Below are 18,917 nucleotides of genomic sequence, written 5' to 3'. Positions count from 1 at the left end.
TCATACTGCCCGGACCACGAGAGCGGCGTTGTGCCCGCCGAAGCCGAACGAGTTGCTGAGAGCGATCTGCATGCGCTCGTGGTGCTGCGCCCGGTGCGGTACGAAGTTGATGTCCGGGGCGATCGGCTCGTCGCAGTTGATGGTCGGCGGGACGTCACCTGTGCGCAGGACCTGGATCGACGCCACGAGCTCCACCGCTCCGGCGGCACCGATCATGTGCCCGGTCATCGACTTGGTGGAGCTGACCGGGATCCGGGTGACACGATCGCCGAGGACCTTGCGCAGGACGGCCGTTTCGGTGGCGTCGTTCAGCTGCGTTCCGGTGCCGTGCGCGTTGACGTAGTCCACCTCCGACCCCGCTATGCCCGCGTCGCGCAGTGCTGCCTCGACTGCGAGGCACGCGCCTCGTCCTTCCGGGTGAGGGGCGGTCCAGTGATGGGCGTCGGAACTCGCTCCGTAGCCCGCGAGTTCGGCCAAGGCCGTCGCCCCTCGCCCGTCGGCCACCTCGGCGGCCTCCAGCACCATCACGGCGGCTCCCTCACTCATCACGAACCCGTCGCGGTGCACATCGAAGGGCCGGCACGCCGCGGTCGGGTCGTCGTTGCGCCGGGACAGCGCGCGAGCGTTGCCGCTGCCCGCGAGGTCGACGGCGGTGACGCAGGCGTCCGCGCCGCCGACCAGGACGATGTCGGCGTCCCCATGGCTGATCATGCGCATGCCCGCGCCCACCGCGTCGGCGCCGCTGGCGCACGCCGTGCTCTGGGCACGGCTGGGCCCCTGCGTCCCGAGACGCATGCTGATTTCGCAGGCAGCGCTGTCCATGGCGGTCGTGACCTGGGCGAAGGGGCTGATGGCCCGTGGTCCCTTGTCCCGCAGCGTGTCGGCGGCACGGTAGATCGATCCCACCGGGCCGTACCCGCTGCCGATGATCACGGCGACCCGCGGCGCCAGGCGCTCGTCGACGACGAGTCCGGCGTGCTCGCAAGCCTCCAGCGCCGCCGCGAGGGCGTACTGCGCGTACGGGTCGGCACGACGGCTGACGGGCGTGGGCATGTAGCGGCTGGGTGTGAAGTCGCGTACCTGGCCACCGATCCGGACTCCGAGACCGGTCACGTCGATCGCGTCCACGGTGTCGATGCCACTGCGCCCGGCCAGCATCGCCGTCCATGTCTCGCCGACGCTGTGGCCCAGCGGCGTCACCGCTCCGTACCCGGTGACCATCACCCGGCGTCCGGACCGGCCGCACCCGGCGGAACCTCGCTCTCGTGCGCCGGTCACTGGGGCACCACCTCGGCGTCGCGGATGGGTGGGGGGATGTCGTCGGGGGCGACCGGCACCATGAGGACGGCTGTGCCTCCCTGGGAGCAGAAGCGTCGCGCGGCAAGAATCTCGCTGGTCAGCGCGGACTTGTCGCGCAGCACGCGACAGCGGATGTCCGGTCCGTCCACCACGGGCGGCGGCGCTCCCGGGCGGGTGAAGGGGTAGCGGTCGGCGTCGAGGCCGAGGCGGGCGCGTTGGGCGTCCAGCCAGCCGTAGCCGCCGTTGCACAGCACCACGTACAGAACGCCGCCGTGGGCCGGAGCGGCGACGGCGATGTCCGCGCGGGCCGCGAGGAACGCCCCGTCGCCGATGAACGCGGTGACCTCATGGTCCGGGGCCGCCCGTTTGACCCCGATGGCCGCGGCTGCCCCGAAGCCCAAGGGGGTCTGCTCCGACGGCACGATGGACCCGCCTCCGGCGTGGAACGGGAAGCAGTAGGACCACATGTCCTGCAACCCGTTCTCCTGGACCAGCACGCGGGGCTCGCCGGCGGTGGCGTCGAGCGCGGCGAGCAACTCGGCGATGCGGACCCCCGGCAGCGTCGCCGCGCGGACCAACTCCGCTTCCACGTCGAGCGACATGGCCTTGCGGGCGTGGGCGATCTCGCCTGCCCACACCTCGGTCGCGTCCGCATGCTCGGCCTTGCGGTGTTCACCCAGCGCCCGCGACCAGCCGAGCACGGCGTGCCGGGCGTCTCCGAGTACGCGCGGGCCCGAGAACTCGGCCGAAAAGCCGGCCGGATCGACATTGACCTGCACCACTTCGACCGGGGGCCACGGCGTTCCGCCTTCGACGACCGTCTCCTCCAGCCGCCCGGCGAGCGACACCACCAGGTCGCACGATGCCCACAGCGCACGGGCGGGGGCCGCGGCGTAGAGGCCCGCCACGCCGCAGAACAGCGGGTGGCGCTCGTCCACGGCACCGCGGCCGGACGCGGTGGTGAAGAGCGCCGCGCCGAGGCGTTCGGCGAAGCGCTCGACCACGCCGTCGTCGTTGTGGTGCCGTATTCCGCCGCCCGCCAGGACCACCGGACGACGGCTCGCGCCGATCGCCGCCAGCGCCGGTCCCCACGTCACCGGACCGGGCTCAAGGACCAGTGGCTCGGGCGGAGTCGGCCGCGGCCCGGTGACGAGGACCTCCGCCGTGCGGACGTCATCGGGTATCTCCAGGTACACGGGCCCGGGGGGCGGCCCCACAGCTCGGGTCAGCGCCGTCACCGTGGCGGGGACGACCCGGTCGGGATGACCCACCCGGTGCGCCCATCGTACGAGGGGCGCTGCCACGGCGACCTGGTCGAGCTCCTGGAATCCACCGCTGCCCCGGCGCCGTTCGGCCACGCCGGCGGCGAGCACGAGGACCGGTGCACCCGATTCCCGCGCCTCGAGCAGCCCGGTGGCCGCGTGTGTGACCGCCGGCCCTTTGCCCAGCGCGCATACGGCGAGCCGGCCCGACTGCAGCGCATAACCGGTCGCCATGTACATCGCGTTGCGCTGGTCCCGGCACGGTACGAGGTCCAGGCCGGCGGCATCGAGGGCGCGGAGCAACTCCAGGTCGTCGGCGGGCAGCCCGAAGCAGGTGTCGACCCCGTTCGCCACCAGGAGGTCGACGATCGCGGACCACGCGCCGCCGTACCGTTTGCCGGCCCGGGTCACTCCCCACCCACCGTGACAGGGGCAGCCGTCGGCAGATGCTGCGCCACGGCCTGCGACATGAGCAGTGGTTCGGCGTGCCGCTCGCCGCCGTAGGACAGGTAGTTCGCCATCATCCCGAACCCGCCGAACGGGCGGTTGCCGTCCTCGGCGTCGAGCAGCGTGTGGTTGACACAGGTGTGGTGACGCCTGGCCAGGACTTTCACCGTCTCCGGATCGTTTCCGTAGACCATGGCTCCCAGCGCGCGTTCGCCGAAGTGGGGGCTCGCCAGCCGTTCGCGCAACCGCCTCGCGCTGGGGTAGGCAACGACGTTGAACACCGGGGCGAACATCTCGTCGAGGGGGATCTTGTCGTCGAAGTCCCACAGCAGCACGGTCGGCTCGATCCTGCGGGACGGCAGATCGATGCGTCCGCCGTGCCGGATGCGACTGGCATGACGCACCAGGTAGTCCGAGCAGTTCACCAGAGCCGAGGTGTAGTAGATCGGGCCGTAGTCGACAGCAGGGTCGTTGTTCTGCCCGAACCGCAGCGAGTTCAGTTCTGCGGACAGCACGTCGATGAATTCCTCGGTGCGGCCCTGCGGTGTGAACACGATGTCGGGACCGAAGCAGTCCTGGCCCGAGTTGTAGAGGCGGATGTTCGTGACGTCGTGTGCGGCGCGCGCAAGGTCGGCGTCGGGTGCGATCACGAAGGGGTTGATGCCGCGCCCGAAGAAGAGGAAGAGCTGGTCTTCCGCCAGCCCTTCGCGGATGGTCTCGGCGTTGGAGTAATTACCGGTGAAGACGATGAGGTCCGCCTCGCGAACCGGTCCCGTCACGAACTTGCGCTGGCTGAGCTCGGACAGCTTGATGGGTAATCCGTGAACGGGCGCCAGCAGGGCGTGCAGGCGCTGCGTCTGGCTTTTTATCTCGGACGATGGTCGAAAGGTGATGGTGTCGCTGTAGAGGGACGCCACGAGCGTGTAGAGCGCGTAGGAATACAGCGGGATGTTGGAGGGCATGAAGACCGCGGTTCGGGGCACGTGGCCGGGCCGGACCCGGCGGATCTCGTCCTCCGCCCCGTCGAGGGCCGCGAGGAACGAACGAATCTCCGCGCCGGCGGTCTGGTGGGGCGAGATTTCGGTGAGAATGCTCAGCACCGCGTCTTCGTTCCCGGCCACGTACCGGCGCACCGCGCGCAGCGCGTCGATACGGCCGGAGAAGGGAATGCGGTAGGGGATCGCGCGGACAGTCGAGCCGGATGCGGTTTTTTCGGTGGTCGTGTGGTGCGACACGGGCAGCGAGGTCACAGCAATTTTCTCCAGAACGGCCAGGTTGGGCTTTCCCGTGTTCGTGAGGGGCAACGCGGGAAGCACGACAATGTGGTCGGGCTGTTCGTAGCGGGCGAGCACAGCGCGCAGTACGCGCTTCCAGTGCGCGGGCTCGTGATCGTCCGGATCCGCGATCACGAACACCAGGCGACAGCCCAGACGCTCGTCCGGGACGGCGACGACCTCCGTCTGCGCGCCGGCCGACTCGGCCCGCTCGGCGAGGTGATCGGGATAGAGGGTGTGGCCGTCACGGTGCACGGCGCGTTTGCGCCCGACCGGGAAGACGCGGCCCGCGTCGTCGAGCAGGCCGATGTCGCCGGTGCGGTGAGCGGGACCCGAAACCGGAATGATCTCGCCGTCATCGCCCAGATGACCGGTCATCAGGCCCTCGCTGCGTACCACGAGTTCGCCGAGCCGGCCGTGGGGAAGCGGCCTCCCCTGATCGTCGTGGACTTCGACGATCACGCCGGGCAGGGGTGTGCCGCACCCGACCGGATCGGCATGCGAGGCCAGCGCGATGTTGCCGACCTCGGTCGCCCCGTAGCCGTCGAGCAGGTGCAGGCCCGTGCGGGCGTGGAACCGGGCAGCCAGATTGCGCCCCAGCGGCGCACCGCCCACGCACCAGGCCCGGACCGTCTTGAGTTCGTCGGCGAGAGAAGGACGACGGTCGAACAGGTTGAGCAGGCTGTAATAGGTCGACGGGGCCCCGTCCACGACGGAGAGGCCATGGTCCGCGCCTTCCGCAAGCGCACGGTCCAGGCGGGTGGTTGGCCCGTACACCACGAGCGTGCCGCCGCCCAGCCACCAGCAGAGGACGAGCGAGAGACCATATTGGTGGGAGTACGGCAGGACGGGCAGGAAGACGTCGTCAGGGCGGTATCCCATGCGTTCCGCGCTGACTGCGAGGTTGTCCAGAATCGAGCGGCCGGAGCGGACTATGCCGCGGGGGGTGCCTGTTGTGCCCGACGACCAGGAGATCGCGGCGTCCTTACGTCGTGCCCAGGCCGCGATATCGGGTTCGGCTGTCGTGTTCCCGGTGGGCCGTGGCGCCGCGGTGTCGCCCATGCCGCCGCTGACGTCGAGCACCACGCGCGCCTGAGCGCGGATCCGCGATCGCTGCGAAGGGGTGGCTCGATGATCGGTCAGGACCACCGAAGCGTCGAGATGAATGAGCGCGAGCAGATGGACGACCCATTCCGGAGAATTGGCCCCGCTCATCATCACCCGCGAACCGGGTTCAACGCCGCGGCGTGCAAGAAGTCCGGCGGTATCGAATATCCGGGCCGCGATTTCCTCTGTGTCCCAGATGCGTCCCTCGGGCGAGATCAAGCACCTGAAAATGGGCACACGTGCTCCTTAACTCCAGGCGGTGCGTCGGGCTTTCTTTTCCTGGACGTACACGCTTGTAATCCCACGGTCCCGCGATACCGTACTTCTGTCTGGAAAAATCCATCTAAGGACCATCCCATACCTGCGGGCCGGTGTCGAGTGCCGCAACGACGCCAGTTGAATGTGGCGTGTATGGAGTCATTGAGCGTCGCGTGGTGGAAGAGGATCCTGAAAAGTGGCCCGTTCTTTTCGACGGCCGCGTGGCGCGATTTTGCCTACGATTTCGAGAAGGGATGACCGGTTTCTGCCCCGCTGTGCATGACATCTCCCGCGTACCGCTCACTCCCGTGCCGAAATCACAGATGGCCATACCACGGAGTGCATCCGGTCGGGCCGGGCACGGCTCCTCATCCTGGCGGCTTTTCGTCGGAGGGGTCGCGTCCGTTCGCACCCCTCCCCAGCCGCGCGCTCGGCGGCCCGGCGATGGAGCGGAGCGGATGCTGCGGCAGTACGCCTTGCACCACTGGTACGGCGTCTCGGCCGGTGCTGCCTTCATGCGAGCCGCGCAGGCGGCGTCCGGACGTGACCTGGCGCAGTTCTGGGAGAAGCACCGGATCCGGGCGCACGACAGCTGACCCGGTCCGTCATGCGCCGGGCCGGTGGCGAGGCGGGAGCGGGCGGGCAACTCCCCGGAAGGGACCTTGCCACGCCGGGCCGCCCCGCTCGTTCAGCCCGCGTCGCCCTTCAGTAGATCCGCGCACTTCTCCCCGATCATCATCGTGGTGATGCACGGGTTGACCGCCGGCAGGAACGGCATCACCGACGCGTCCGCCACCCGCAGCCCGCGCACGCCCTTGACCCGTAGCTGTGGGTCGAGAGCCGCGTCCGCGTCGTCGGGGGCGCCCATGCGTACGGTGCCCGCCGGGTGGTAGACGGTGTTGTGGGTCTTGCGGATGTAGTCGAGGAGCTCGTCGTCGGACCGCGTGTCCGGGCCCGGGGCCAGTTCCGTGCCGGCCCAATCGGCCATCGAGGGCTGGGAGATGATCTCGCGGGCGAGCCGCAGGCCCGTCGTCATCACCCGTACGTCGTGCTCGTCCGTGAAGTAGCGCGGGTCGACGCGCGGCTTGTCGCGGTAGTCGCGGGTGCGCAGCCGGACGGTGCCCATCGAGCGGGCGCGGGTGACGTTCGGGGTCAGACAGAAGGCGTTGTCGGAGGTGGGGTAGCCGTGCCGGTAGGTGTTCATGTCGAACGGCACCGAGCCGTAGTGGAACATGAGGTCCGGGCGGTCCAGGCCCGGCCGGGTGTCGGCGAAGATGCCGATCTCCCACCACTGCGTGGACGTGGTGACCATCGGGCGTTTCGCCTCCCACATGATCACGCCCTCCGGGTGGTCCTGCAGATGCGAGCCGACGGCGGGGAGATCGACGGCCATGGCCACACCGGTTTCGCGCAGATGCCCGGCCGGGCCGATGCCCGACAGCATAAGGAGCTTGGGGGAGTCGATCGCGCCGCAGGAGACGATCACCTCGCGCCGGGCGCCGACCCTCCCGGTGTGGATCAGATCCGGCGCCTGGTACTCGACCCCCGTGCAGCGCATGTCCGCGTCGAGCACCAGGCGTTTGGCCTGGATTCCGGTGCGCACCTCCAGGTTCGGCCGCTTGCCCAGAACGGGGTGGAGGTAGGAGACCGAGGCAGAGGAACGGGTGCCGTCCGGGCGGCAGTTGATCTGGAACCAGTGCGCGCCGCGCTTGACCGTCGTACCGGTGTTGAACGGCGTGACCGGGATGCCGGTCGCGGCGCACGCCTCCAGCAGGGCCGATCCGCACGGGTCGTTCGGCGGGACGGTGCGGATGGTCACCGGGCCGGTGCGGCCGTGGTGGTCACCGGGCGCGTCGTTGGTCTCCAGGCGCTGGTAGAGCGGGAAGCAGTCCGCGGCGCTCCATCCCGTGCAGCCCATGGCGCCCCACTCGTCGAGGTCCTCGGCCGGGGCCCAGAAGGCGATGCAGGAGTTGTGCGAGGAGCAGCCGCCGAGCACCTTGGCGCGGGCGTGCCGCATGAAGCTGTTGCCGTTCTCCTGCGGTTCCACCGGATAGTCCCAGTCGTAGCCGGATTCCAGCAGACCCATCCACCGGTCGAGGCGCAGGATGGCGTCGTCGCCGACGTCGGAGGGCCCGGCCTCCAGGACGCACACGGTGACGGACGGGTCCTCGGTCAGCCGTGCGGCCACCACCGCTCCGGCGGTGCCGCCGCCGACCACCACGTAGTCGAACTCCTCCACGTCAGCTCCTTCTCGTCGCACGATGCGCTGTCACGCGGTCTCACGCTCCGCCGTGGGCCGGTGGGGGCTCCGGCGGTTCCCCGATGGAGTGTTCGGCGAGAACGCCGGTCTTCCCGCGCTGGACGAACCAGTAGTAGGTGAAGCCGCCGACCGCGACGACGCCGACGAACAGGACGCCGCCCCACCGCAGGTACCAGTGCTGGGGCCCGGTGGCGTTGTAGACCTCGGCGCGCGGCCACAGCAGGTTGACCGTCATCGCGCAGCCCCAGAGCACGGCCAGGATGTTGACCGGCAGGCCGAGGCGCCCCAGCGAGAAGTGATCGGTCGCCGTCGTCCAGCCGCCGCGCAGCCGCTGTACCAGCATGGGGATCGTGACCAGCAGATACGCGACGTAGATCATGACGATGGCGATGCTGGTGACGACGGAGAAGATCTGCGGCTGGTTGATGTTGACGACCAGGATGGCGATCGCCACGAACCCGATCAGACAGGTGGCGAGCACCGGCGTCTGGAACCTCGGGCTGAGCCTGGCCAGCTTGGAGCCGGCCGGCAGGTTGTTGTCCCGGGCCATCGCGAAGGCCAGCCGCAGACCGGCGGTCTGCACCGACAACGCGCATACGGTGATGGCGATGGCGACGCACCACAGCACGGCCAGGCCGACCGTTTCGCCGAGCGCGGCCTTCACCACATACTGCAGACCGTCCACGGACAGCTGCTTGGCATGCAGATCCGGGGTGGCAAGGAGCGCGAAGAGCAGGATCAGGCCGCCGAGCGTGAAGGAGGCGACGAGCGCGCGCAGGATGGCGCGTGGAGCGTTGCGTGCCGGGTCGATGGACTCCTCACCGAGCGAGGAGGCGGTGTCGAAGCCGTACATCACATACGCCGAGGCGAGCGAGGCGGTCAGAAACGCGCCGAAGTAGCCGAGCGTCTGGCCCTGGCCGAAGCCCGAGGTCTGCACGATGGCGCTCGGTCCGCGGGTGATGTGGGCGGCGAGCAGCCCCACCAGCACCACCGCGGCGATCAGCTCGATGAAGACTCCCGCGGAGTTGATGGTGGCCATCAGCTTCACCCCGAAGGCGTTGACCAGGGTGGTGAAGACGATCAGGATCGTGCCGAGCAGCACGGCGTTGGCAGCCGCGTCGTACTTGCCCGTGCCGTCCCCGACGACCTGGAAGACACTGGAGATCTGAGGCAGCGTCAGCTGGTAGGCGAGCGCCACGGCGGCCAGTGACACCATGGTCGCGATCGTCATCATCCAGCCCGCCAGCCAGCCGACGTGCGGACCGCCGGTGTACTTGGACCAGTTGTAGACCGACCCCGCGACGGGGAAGCGCGCGGCGAGCTCGCAGAAGCACAGCGCCACCATCAGCTGGCCGAGGAAGACCATCGGCCAGGACCACCAGTAGCCGGGACCGGCGAAGCTGACGCCGAAGTAGAACAGCTGGAAGGTGCCGGTCAGGATCGAGATGTAGCTGATTCCCGCGGCGAAGGTGTGGAAGTTGCCGAGCGTGCGCTTGAGCCCGGGCTTGTAGCCCAGTTCGGTGAGGGCCGCGTCGTGGTCCGAGCCGTCGCTCGCGGCTGGTTCCGGTCGATCGGGCGGGACGTCCGGCATGACGGTTCTCCTGGTTCCGTACAGGAAAGGTGCGGGGCGGTGGGGTCACGCCCGCAGCGGCGGGGTCACTCGAACCACCGCTGCGGCCGGGGTGCCGTGTTGCGCCAGATGTGCTTGGCCTCCTGGTACTCCGCGAGTCCCGCCGGCCCCAGCTCCCGGCCGAAGCCGGACTGCTTCATGCCGCCCCATTCGGCCTGCGGCACGTACGGGTGGAAGTCGTTGATCCACACCGTCCCGGCGCGCAGCCGGGACGCCACCCGGTGGGCGCGCTCCGTGTCCTGCGTCCAGACCGCCCCGGCCAAGCCGTAGACGGTGTCGTTGGCGAGCGCGACCGCCTCGGCCTCGTCGCGGAACCGCTCGACGGTCAGCACCGGGCCGAACGACTCGTCACGCACCACCGACATGCCGGGCGCGCACTCGTCGAGCACGGTGGGCGGATAGTAGAAACCGTCGCGCAGTGCCGGGTCGTCGGGGCGGGCGCCTCCGCAGCGCAGGACGGCGCCCTCGGCCACTCCTGCGGCCACGTACGCCTCGACCTTGTCGCGGTGCGCGGCCGAGATCAGCGGTCCGGTACGGGCGTTCTCGTCGAAGGGGCCGCCGAGCCGGATCTGCCGCGCCCGGCGCACCACCTCGTCGACGAACGCGTCGTGCAGCTCGTCCTGGACCAGCAGTCGCGCGCCCGCCGAGCAGACCTGCCCGGAGTGCAGGAAGACCGCCATGAGGGCGTAGTCGACCGCGGTGTCGAACTCGGCGTCGGCGAAGACGATGTTCGGGTTCTTGCCGCCGAGCTCCAGGGCGATCTTCTTCACCGTGGGGGCGGCCGCCGCCATGATCCGGCGGCCGGTGACCAGGCCACCGGTGAAGGACACCAGGTCCACCCGCTCGTCGGAGCTGAGCGGCGCGCCCGCGGTGGCGCCGGCGCCCAGTACCAGATTGGCGGCGCCGTCCGGCAGTCCTGCCTCGGTGAGCGTCCCCATCAGCAGGATCGCGGTGTGCGGGGTCAGTTCGCTGGGCTTGAGGACGAACGTGTTGCCCGCGCCGAGGGCCGGGGCCACCTTCCAGGCGGTCTGCAGCAGCGGATAGTTCCAGGGGGTGATCAGCGAACAGACGCCGACCGGCTCGTGCACGATCCTGCTGTCCGCGGCCGGGCTGCCGGTGTCGACGACGCGGTCGGTGCCGCCCGAGGCGACCAGGTTGCCGAAATAGCGGAAGCAGGCGGCGATGTCGTCCATGTCGTACTGGCTCTCCACCAGCCGCTTTCCCGTGTCCAGGGATTCGGCCCGGGCGTACGCCTCCTTGTCCCGCTCCAGCAGGTCGCCGACGCGCAGCAGCAGCCGGCCGCGTTCGGCGGCCGGGGTGTGCGGCCACGGCCCCCGGTCGAACGCCTCGCGGGCGGCCGCCACGGCCGCGGCCGCGTCCTTGGGCCCTGCCTCGTCGACGGCGGCGACCAGGGTGCCGTCCGCCGGACAGCGGATCTCGCGCACTCCGCCGTCGACCGCGGACTTCCACTGGCCAGCGATGAACAGCTCCGGCATGGCATCCCTCCGGGCTCGCATGAGGAAGCAAGGCGACCGGCGAATACGGTCCGTGACGAGCTCCGGGCCCAGCCTAAGTGGCCTGGATCACAGCGGCGACATAGGCGCCGCCAGTCGGCCCAGCCCGCGGATCAGTTCTGACAGCGGGCGAGGGTGCCGCTGTCCACGCTGGATTTGTCGCTGAATATCCAGCCTTCGGTGTGCGTGCCGTCGATACGGGCGTAGATCCACTTGTTGGCCTGGGCATTGGTGACGTAGCAGTCGTAGGAGACCTTGGTGCCCGGCTTGACCACGGTCACGTACGAGCACACCGAGTACGGCCCGGTGTAGAGGTGGGTGGTCTGGGTCGCGCGGCCGACGCCGGTGCTGCTGTCCGAGTGGGCCCAGCCGGGGCACGCCGTCGACACCGGAGTGGGCTCCTTCACCGTGGCACTGGGGGTTGTCTTCGGAGAGGCTGATGGCTTGCCGGTCGGCTTGTCACCTCCGGCACCGGGCGCCGACGTGGGACTTTTCTTCCGGCCTTCGTCCTTCTTCGAGGGAGAGGCGGACGGACTGTCCGTGTCGGACATCGCACCGTCGCCGGGGGTGCTCGCCGTGGGAAGTGCCGTGTTCGACCCGCCGCCCTCGTCGCCTTGTGTGTCCATCAGGGCGTAGGCGACTCCGCCGCAGGTCAGGACCGTGGCGGCCGCCACCGCGACGATGGTGCGGGTGCGGCGCCGGGCGTTGACCGTCGTGGCACGGGTCTCGGAGCTGCCGTGGTGACCGGCGGGTATGCCGGGCTGTGCGGCGCCCGTCGGGGGAGGTGCGGCATACGGGCCGGCCGACATGTAGGGACCGGCGTGCTGGGGTGCGGGCGGGGAGAGCGGCGCGGCGAGGGCGGGGCCGAAGCCCGGCGGTACGGGCTGGGGAGCCGCCGCGACGTCCGGGCTCGTGCCCGCTGCGACCGCCTCCAGCATCTCGCGAGCCTGCCCTGCGCCGGGCCGCTGCAGCGGGTCCTTGGCCATCAGCGCCTGCAGCACCGGGGTGAGCGGTCCTGCGCGCCGGGGCTCCGGCAGCGGGTCGCCGACGATCGCCGCCAGCGTGGACCACACCGACGTACGGCGGAAGGGCGAAGCGCCCTCCACTGCCGAGTACAGCGTCATGCCGAGCGCCCAGATGTCCGAGGCGGCACTCGGTACCTGGCCCTGCGCGCGCTCCGGTGGCAGGAAGTCGAGAGAGCCCACGATCTGACCGCTCTGGGTCAGCTTGGCCAGCGCCTCGTCGCCGGAGGTCTCCATGCTGGCGATGCCGAAGTCGGTGAGCACGACACGGCCGCCGCGCTCAAGCAGTACGTTGCCGGGCTTGACGTCCCGGTGGAGGACCCCGGCCCGGTGTGCCGCGTCGAGCGCGTCCATCAACTTGGCGCCGATCGCGGCCGCTTCGCGCGGATCCAGCGCGCCGCGCTCCGCCAGCACATCGTCGAGGGAGGGCCCGTCGACCAGCTCCATGACGATGACCGGCAGGCCCTGTTCCTCGACCACGTCGTGCACGGTGACCACACCGCTGTGCCGGATACGGGCGGCGGCCTGCGCCTCCCTCTGCATCCGGACCCTCAGCTCGGCCAGTTCGGCCGGGGAGGCGTCGGTGTAGGCGCGGAGGATCTTGACGGCGACCTCGCGGTTCAGCAACTGGTCCACCGCCCGGGCGACCACACCCATGCCACCGCGGCCGATCGTCGCGGTCACGCGGTATCGCCCGCCCAGAACCTCGCCGGCCAGATCGGCGCCGTTCGCCCCCGTCACCTGTCACATCCCGTTCGTCGCACTGTTCGAAATTCGCCATGCGGCGGGCACCAGGGTAGGGGTTCGCGTATGTGCGAGTGCGCACGGCCCGGCCTTCGGGGCGCAGGGTGCACCCCCGGCCGACAGGGCGGGCCCCTGCCGACTCGGCAGGGGCCCGCGGTGCAAACAGCAGAAGAGCGCCGGGACTTGCACTCAATGAGCAGCATCCCGGCTCGCCCGGGCTACCGTCGGCCATCGGCCCGACGGCGGGCCCGTCCCGTGTTCAGCGCAGATGCCGGGCGAAGAACCTGGCCGCGTCCTCGCCCGCGTAGTGCGGGACGCCGGTGTGCCCGCCCATGTTGGCGTGCAGCGACTTCTCCTTGGAGCCGAAGGCGTCGAACAGGTCCAGGGCCGCCTGCCGGTCGTTCCCTTCGTCGTCCCACTGCAGCAGGACGTGCAGCGGAATGTTGACCCGGCGGGCCTCCTCGAACATGGCGCGAGGGATGAGACTCCCGGCGAACAGACCGGCGGCCACGATGCGCGGCTCTACCGCCGCCAGCCGGATGCCGATGGAGATCACTCCTCCCGAATACCCGACGGGACCGCCGATCTCGGGCAGCGAAAGGAGGGCGTCCAGGGCTGACTGCCATTCCGGGACCGCCTTTTCGACGAGCGGCAGAATGAGGGCGTCGATGATCTCGTCACCGATCGGCTCGCCGGCCTCCATGGCCCGGCGCAGGTCTGCGCGGGCCTGCTCGGCAGCGGGCCACCGGGGCCGGTCACCGCACCCGGGGAGCTCGATGGTGGCCGTGGCGAAGCCGTCCGCCGCGGCGTGCCGAGCCCGCGCCACCAGTCGCGGGTACATCCTGCGCAGTCCGAGCGTGGGGTGACCGAGCAGGATCAGCGGGGCTGGTGCGGATGCGGACGCGGATCCGGGCGTCCACAGGATGCCGGGGATCTCGCCGAGGGTGAATTCGCGCTCGGCGACTCCGTCGTCGAGACGCTGTGCAGAAGTGAATTGCATGGTCGTGCCTTTCGGGAGGGCTCATAGCGGCGCTCCCGGACGACCTACCGCCCGACCGTGACTCCAGAGGAGAGCACCCATGTGAATACGTTCACGGGTACCACCTCCTCGTTCTCTCGCACGGCCTCCGGAAGGTTAACAATGCTCGCTGTGATGCGCCAACGGGTTTTTTGCGAGGGCTCGTCGGCGGCTTGTCGGCCGGACTGGACCGCACCACCGTCACCCGCCGCGCCGACCGCCCGGAACGGGCCGGACTGCTCCAGCGCCGGCCCGACCCGCCGACGGCCGCGCGACCCTGCTGGCCCTCACCGATGAAGGCCGGGCGGCCGTCTCGGCCACCGGGCGGCAACTGGCGGCCGCCGTCGAGGACTCGCTCGACGCCTGGCCCCGCGCCGACGCACAGGCCTTCGCCCGCCTTCTGCGCCGCTTCGTCGACGAGGGCCCCTTCGTCGCCGGCCAGAACCGGCGGTACGGAGATTGATGAGCGGCCCGGTCCCCGACCATGAGTCCCGACGCAGGTTCGCTGCCCCGGCGCCGGCCTGTTGGGCGCATTCGGGCGAAATCCGGCTGACCGGGAGCCGTCAGCCGCGTCCGCGCGACTGGGGCGCGCTATTCCTGTCCGGTGACCAAGCCCGCACCCCGTACAGCCGAAGCCGAGACTCCGCCGCCCACGACCAGAACCTCCACGCGTACGGGCAGGATCCGGCCCCGCACACGCTCCGCCCTCGCGATGTCCGCCGCCGCACTGCTCACCTGCTGCGTGGGAGCCTCGGCGGACGCCGCGCCGCCGCAGACGCCCGCGCCCGCACTGGACGCGAGCGTGTCGGACGTCCCGATCGCCAAGCTCGGCGACAGCTGGCATCCGGGCTGCCCGGTCCCGCCGTCCGGACTCCGGCTGATCCGGATGAACCACTGGGGCTTCGACGGCCAGGTCCACCAGGGCGAACTCGTCGCCGGCGAGCAGGCGGTGGACCCGCTCCTCCATGTTTTCGGGCGAGCCTTCGAGGCGCATTTCCCGATCCGGCAGATGCGAGTGATGGCCGAATTCGACGGCGACGACGTGGCGGCGATGGCCGCCGACAACACCTCCGCATTCAACTGCCGCTCCGTCACCGGGGATCCCACCGAAGTCTCTCAGCACTCCTACGGCGACGCCGTGGACATCAACACGCTGGAGAACCCGTACGTCGATGTGAACAACGTCGTATATCCGCCGGCCGGGGCCGTCTTCCTCGACCGGAACAGGGACGACCAGGGCATGATCCACCCGGGCGATGTGATCAGCACGGCGATGCGCGAGGTGGGCTGGCAGTGGGGCGGACGCTGGTCCCCGCCCGACTACCAGCACTTCTCGGCCAACGGCCGCGCAGCCACGGCCGGCCGGGCAGCAGGCGCGAGCGCCGATCGGGGCCGAGCGCACGCACCGTGGGGGCAGAACACCTCACGATGAGACACGACAGGGCGTGGCTGCCCTGGGGATTCAGCGACCACCGCGCGGTTCGAAACAGCCGTTCTCCATGAACCGGCCGTTGGCGGTGCCCTGGTGGTTGCTCGGCTGAGTGAACGCGGTGATGCAGGGGCCGTGTCGGACCCGGGGTGCGATGCGGGTGCCTTCCTGAGGTGGCGCAGACTTCGGGAGTCTGTCCGTATCGACACGGCCTTCGGCATCGTCGGCCGAGCCGTTCGGGATGACCATCGCGATGCGGGGGATCGGTCTCCGACGGCGAACTGTGTTGTCGGTGTCCGGGGTGCGCCGGCTCGACGAGCGGGACGTGTCCGGCGTCGCCAAGTGGGTGCTGCTGCGGCCCGGTTCCTGGCTTCCCGGCATGTGAGCCTCTCAATTCGCTACCGTGTGTGATGAAATACGGCATCCGATTACCCTACGTGGTCGCTGCTGTGCTGCTCCGTGCTGCGCCCGGCGTCCCGTGTTCCCACGAGGAGTCCCATGTTCCGCAAGGGGATCCGCCGCAGGGGGAGGTGGACGTTCGCGGCCTGTGCCGCGATCGTCGTCCTGTCCGCCACCGCGCCTGTCGCGCTCGACCCCCACCAGGCCGGCTGGCGTCCGTTGGGCGTCCGGACGGTCCAGGGTGGCGGTCCGGTGCCGGAAGTGGTCTGGCGGCACGGGCAGTTGGGACCGTGCGGCCACCAGGGCGGCGCCCGGCCCGCCGTTTTCGGACAGCCGCCGCATCTGCGCCTCACCTTCGACACGTTCGACTACCTCGAGCACGCGCCGTGTGCCGAGCGGGTCCCGCAGCCGCTCGTGGGCATCCTCCCCGTCTTCCGCGACCACGGCGCCACTGATGCCGCGCAGGACGCGAAGGGCGGCCACAGACGAGCCGACGAGCACGCCCGAGGTGACGCGGCGCATCAGGGGAAGGGCGGAGGGGAGCGGGGAAGCGCGGCGCCGGTCGGCGAAGACCCGTCCGTCCGGGACCCGGCCGCAGACCTCGCGAGCGGCTCGCGGTACCAGCGAGTCTTGCGGGCCCCGGGCGGCCGGACCGTGGCGGACCTGCCGGAGTCGGGCTCGGGCCGCGTGAAACGGACCGTCAGGAAGGCGGCCGGCGCACCCCACTCGACGAGTCCTGGGCGAGGCGCGGGCGTCAGCTCCGCCGGTGCGCCGCACAGATCCGGGGGAACTGCCGGGGCTCCGGCGCGGGACAGCCACGACGGCCACGACAGCCGCCCAGCCTCACAGAACGGCTACCCGAGCGCCCCGCCGAGGAACCTCGGCGACAGCCCGCGGAGCTGGCCGGCGCGGCCGGTGTACAGGGTGCCCATGGCTCCGGCGTACGGTCCCGGCCGCCCGCCCAGCTACCGCCCCTGGGTGGGACCGCCCCCGTCGTGGGGCCAGGCCACGGCCACGGCGAGGTCCTCGGCGACGGCGTGGAGCGGACCGGTCGCGCCGCGCTGAATCGCCTTCCGGCGCCCGGTCCCGAGCCGGACAGTCGCGGGGCCAGTCGGTGCAGGACGGCGTCGGTGTCGCCGAAAGGTTCACCTTCTCGCCCCAGCGGGGCGGCAGCGCGCCCAGGACCAGGCCGCCGACGACGCTCCCGACAGCCACGGCGCTCAGCAGGACCCCGCTCATCAGCGGGGCATAGTGCAGGATCGTCGCGCTGGTGGTGAGGAAGGCAGCGGCAGTCGGCCTGGCCCAGGGCGCCACCGGTTCGGCCAGGAATGCTGTCGGCATCGGCTCGGCGATGAAGCCGCAGAGAGGGCTTTGCCTGCCGGTCAGGCCGTGGCGAGGGACCCGGACACGACCGACTTCGACATCTCCCTCGACCGGCTGAACAGGGGCCCCTTGGCGGGGCGGGGCGCGGGCCCCCGGAGGCGTCGCACCGGCGCCCGCCCCCTCGCTGGGTGCGGGCGCCGGTGCAAATCGCTGGGCGCATTTAGTTCAGCTGTCCCACATCGGAACCGCGGCCCTGCGCAGGGACCTCCCCACCGGAATTCGACAGGGTTGCCGTCGGGATGGGGAAGCTTCCCGCCGGGCTGCGCCTGAGCTTTCCCGGGCCCCGGTTGGGCGGGTCAGCGCAGGCCGGCGAAGAGATCGTTCTCGGGTACGGCAGCTCCGGTGGGGTCCTGGACACGTACGAAGGTCTCCATGCCCATCAGCTCGCCGAACCTCTCCTTGCCCATCCTGAGGAAGAAGATGTTCTCGCCCTGACTGGCGTGCGCGGCCAGCGCGTCGAACTTCTGACCGCTGAATGCGGTGGTGTCCACCCACGTGGTGATCTCATCGTCGGGGAGGCCGATGTCGGCCAGCGCGGCTGCCTCGGCAGGATCCGGCTCCGGCATGTCCTCCTGGAACTCGCGCATGATCTCCCCGAATCGCTGCATCGCCGAGTGGGGCATCGTCGTCCAGTACACCTTCGGTGTCAGCGTGGTCATCTCCAGCGCCGCCATCGTGATGCGGTGGGCCTGGATGTGGTCGGGGTGGCCGTAGAAGCCGTTCTCGTCATAGGTGACGACCACATCGGGGCGGTAGTGCCGCATGAGTTCCGCGAGTCGGGCGGCGCCTTCCTCCACGGGGGTCTGCCAGAAGGATTCGGGGGCGTCGTTGCTCGGCCAGCCCGTCATCCCGGAGTCGGCATAGTCCAGCATCTCCAGATCGCTGATCTTCAGGGCGTCACAGCTCGCCTTGAGTTCTTGACGGCGCATCAGGGCGACGGCCGCCGGGTCGTGTCCGGGGTCGCCTGGCTTGGCACCTCCTGGTCCGTCACCGCAACCGCCGTCGGTACACGTCACGAGAACCGTACGGATGCCTTCCGCCGCGTACCGCGCGAGTACGCCTCCGGTTCCGGTGGCCTCGTCATCGGGGTGGGCGTGCACTGCCATGAGCGTCAAGGGCCGGTCAGTCATGAATAAGTCCTCCTGCGGAAGTGCCTCTTGGTTCGAGTGCGCGGCGGGGATGCCGCGATCCCGGGGCCCGGATTCCGTCGGGACGGGTGATCTTGTTCCCACCCGTGCGACGCCGGTCCCTCGGTCGATGCAACAGTGCCGGACGGACCGGCTGTTCCCGACACGGCCACGTGGCCTTCCCAGGTGTCGACGTACTCGAATGCGGTACGGGAACGCCCCCTGCATTTCTCAGCGCCACGCCGGACCCGGCTTCTTCTCCGACGCTGGCGCAACTTCGCGTTGCCCGGGGAGGGTCTGCTCAGGGGTGCGGGCTGAGAATGAAGGCTCCGCTGGATGGTCTGGGTCTGCCCTGGGCGTGGTTGGCCGTCGCTTCGCAGCAGGTCCAGCTCGACGATGCGCGCCTCGGACTGCGCTGCCCGGACGAGCCGATCGCCCCCCGTAGCCTACGGCGAGCTCGTCATCTGCTCCGTCGGCACCACCCTGCAACTGCCGCGTGGGCCGCTGGCGCCACGGACCGAGGGACAACTGCCGCCCGTGCTTGTGCGTGCGGACAACGTCTTGGGTCCTGTCCCAAGCTCAGCCCGAACATGCCGATCTCGTACGCCAGATGCACGCTGCGGGTCACCCTCGCCCCCCGTACCGCCGTCATGCTCAAGGTCGCAGCCTCGACCATCTACCATCTAGCTGTATTGACCCGCAGGGTTGTTGACGCGGGTGATGGGCGGGTGTCCGTCGAGTGCG

General features: G+C 70.3%; 12 protein-coding genes. 3 read left to right on the top strand and 9 right to left on the bottom strand.

What is annotated here, in order from left to right; all coding sequences use genetic code 11:
* From fabF to ABD346_RS31530, 3 genes are read right to left on the bottom strand one after another with little or no spacing between them, the layout of a single operon-like run.
* Positions 1 to 1,278, bottom strand: a complete 1,278-nt coding sequence (fabF, locus tag ABD346_RS31540; protein WP_344379502.1) for a beta-ketoacyl-ACP synthase II — start codon at positions 1,276 to 1,278, stop codon at positions 1 to 3.
* Positions 1,275 to 2,972: a thiamine pyrophosphate-binding protein gene (locus ABD346_RS31535; protein WP_344379500.1), complete on the bottom strand. Its 1,698-nt coding sequence runs from the start codon at positions 2,970 to 2,972 to the stop codon at positions 1,275 to 1,277. Before ABD346_RS31535 ends, fabF begins: the two co-directional genes overlap by 4 nt.
* A complete protein-coding gene (locus ABD346_RS31530; protein ID WP_344379499.1) occupies positions 2,969 to 5,608 on the bottom strand; it encodes an aldehyde dehydrogenase family protein in 2,640 nt (879 codons plus the stop codon). Before ABD346_RS31530 ends, ABD346_RS31535 begins: the two co-directional genes overlap by 4 nt.
* 497 nt (positions 5,609 to 6,105) lie before the next feature.
* On the opposite strand from ABD346_RS31530, the gene ABD346_RS31525 reads away from it, so the two are divergent.
* Positions 6,106 to 6,243, top strand: a complete 138-nt coding sequence (locus ABD346_RS31525; protein ID WP_344379497.1) for a hypothetical protein — start codon at positions 6,106 to 6,108, stop codon at positions 6,241 to 6,243.
* A gap of 92 nt (positions 6,244 to 6,335) precedes the next feature.
* Here ABD346_RS31525 and ABD346_RS31520 read toward each other — a convergent pair whose 3' ends face one another.
* The 5 genes from ABD346_RS31520 to ABD346_RS31500 all read right to left on the bottom strand — a co-directional run bounded on the left by ABD346_RS31520 (position 6,336) and on the right by ABD346_RS31500 (position 13,817).
* Complete coding sequence (locus tag ABD346_RS31520) at positions 6,336 to 7,886, bottom strand: GMC family oxidoreductase (RefSeq protein WP_344379496.1); 1,551 nt, start codon at positions 7,884 to 7,886, stop codon at positions 6,336 to 6,338.
* Positions 7,887 to 7,926: 40 nt separating this feature from the next.
* Complete coding sequence (locus tag ABD346_RS31515) at positions 7,927 to 9,498, bottom strand: APC family permease (RefSeq protein ID WP_344379495.1); 1,572 nt, start codon at positions 9,496 to 9,498, stop codon at positions 7,927 to 7,929.
* A 65-nt stretch (positions 9,499 to 9,563) separates the two neighbouring features.
* Positions 9,564 to 11,033: an aldehyde dehydrogenase family protein gene (locus tag ABD346_RS31510; RefSeq protein ID WP_344379494.1), complete on the bottom strand. Its 1,470-nt coding sequence runs from the start codon at positions 11,031 to 11,033 to the stop codon at positions 9,564 to 9,566.
* 131 nt (positions 11,034 to 11,164) lie between these two features.
* Positions 11,165 to 12,814, bottom strand: a complete 1,650-nt coding sequence (locus tag ABD346_RS31505) for a serine/threonine-protein kinase (RefSeq protein ID WP_344379493.1) — start codon at positions 12,812 to 12,814, stop codon at positions 11,165 to 11,167.
* Between the two features lie 262 nt (positions 12,815 to 13,076).
* Positions 13,077 to 13,817, bottom strand: coding sequence for a dienelactone hydrolase family protein (locus ABD346_RS31500; protein WP_344379492.1), 741 nt, complete (start codon positions 13,815 to 13,817; stop codon positions 13,077 to 13,079).
* Between the two features lie 730 nt (positions 13,818 to 14,547).
* On the opposite strand from ABD346_RS31500, the gene ABD346_RS31495 reads away from it, so the two are divergent.
* Together ABD346_RS31495 and ABD346_RS31490 are read left to right on the top strand one after the other, a co-directional pair.
* Complete coding sequence (locus tag ABD346_RS31495) at positions 14,548 to 15,267, top strand: M15 family metallopeptidase (RefSeq protein ID WP_344379490.1); 720 nt, start codon at positions 14,548 to 14,550, stop codon at positions 15,265 to 15,267.
* Positions 15,268 to 15,762: 495 nt separating this feature from the next.
* Positions 15,763 to 16,728 carry a hypothetical protein gene (locus tag ABD346_RS31490; RefSeq protein ID WP_344379488.1) on the top strand — a complete coding sequence of 322 codons (966 nt, stop codon included), beginning with the start codon at positions 15,763 to 15,765 and terminating at the stop codon, positions 16,726 to 16,728.
* Between the two features lie 614 nt (positions 16,729 to 17,342).
* Here ABD346_RS31490 and ABD346_RS31485 read toward each other — a convergent pair.
* Positions 17,343 to 18,176 (bottom strand): PIG-L family deacetylase, encoded by an 834-nt coding sequence (locus tag ABD346_RS31485; RefSeq protein ID WP_344379487.1) that lies wholly within the window; start codon positions 18,174 to 18,176, stop codon positions 17,343 to 17,345.
* Between the last annotated feature and the right edge of the window lie 741 nt (positions 18,177 to 18,917).

The organism is Streptomyces mauvecolor (assembly GCF_039532965.1).
GTDB classification, from domain to species: domain Bacteria; phylum Actinomycetota; class Actinomycetes; order Streptomycetales; family Streptomycetaceae; genus Streptomyces; species Streptomyces violascens.
This window is presented reverse-complemented; position numbering and strand designations above follow the sequence as displayed.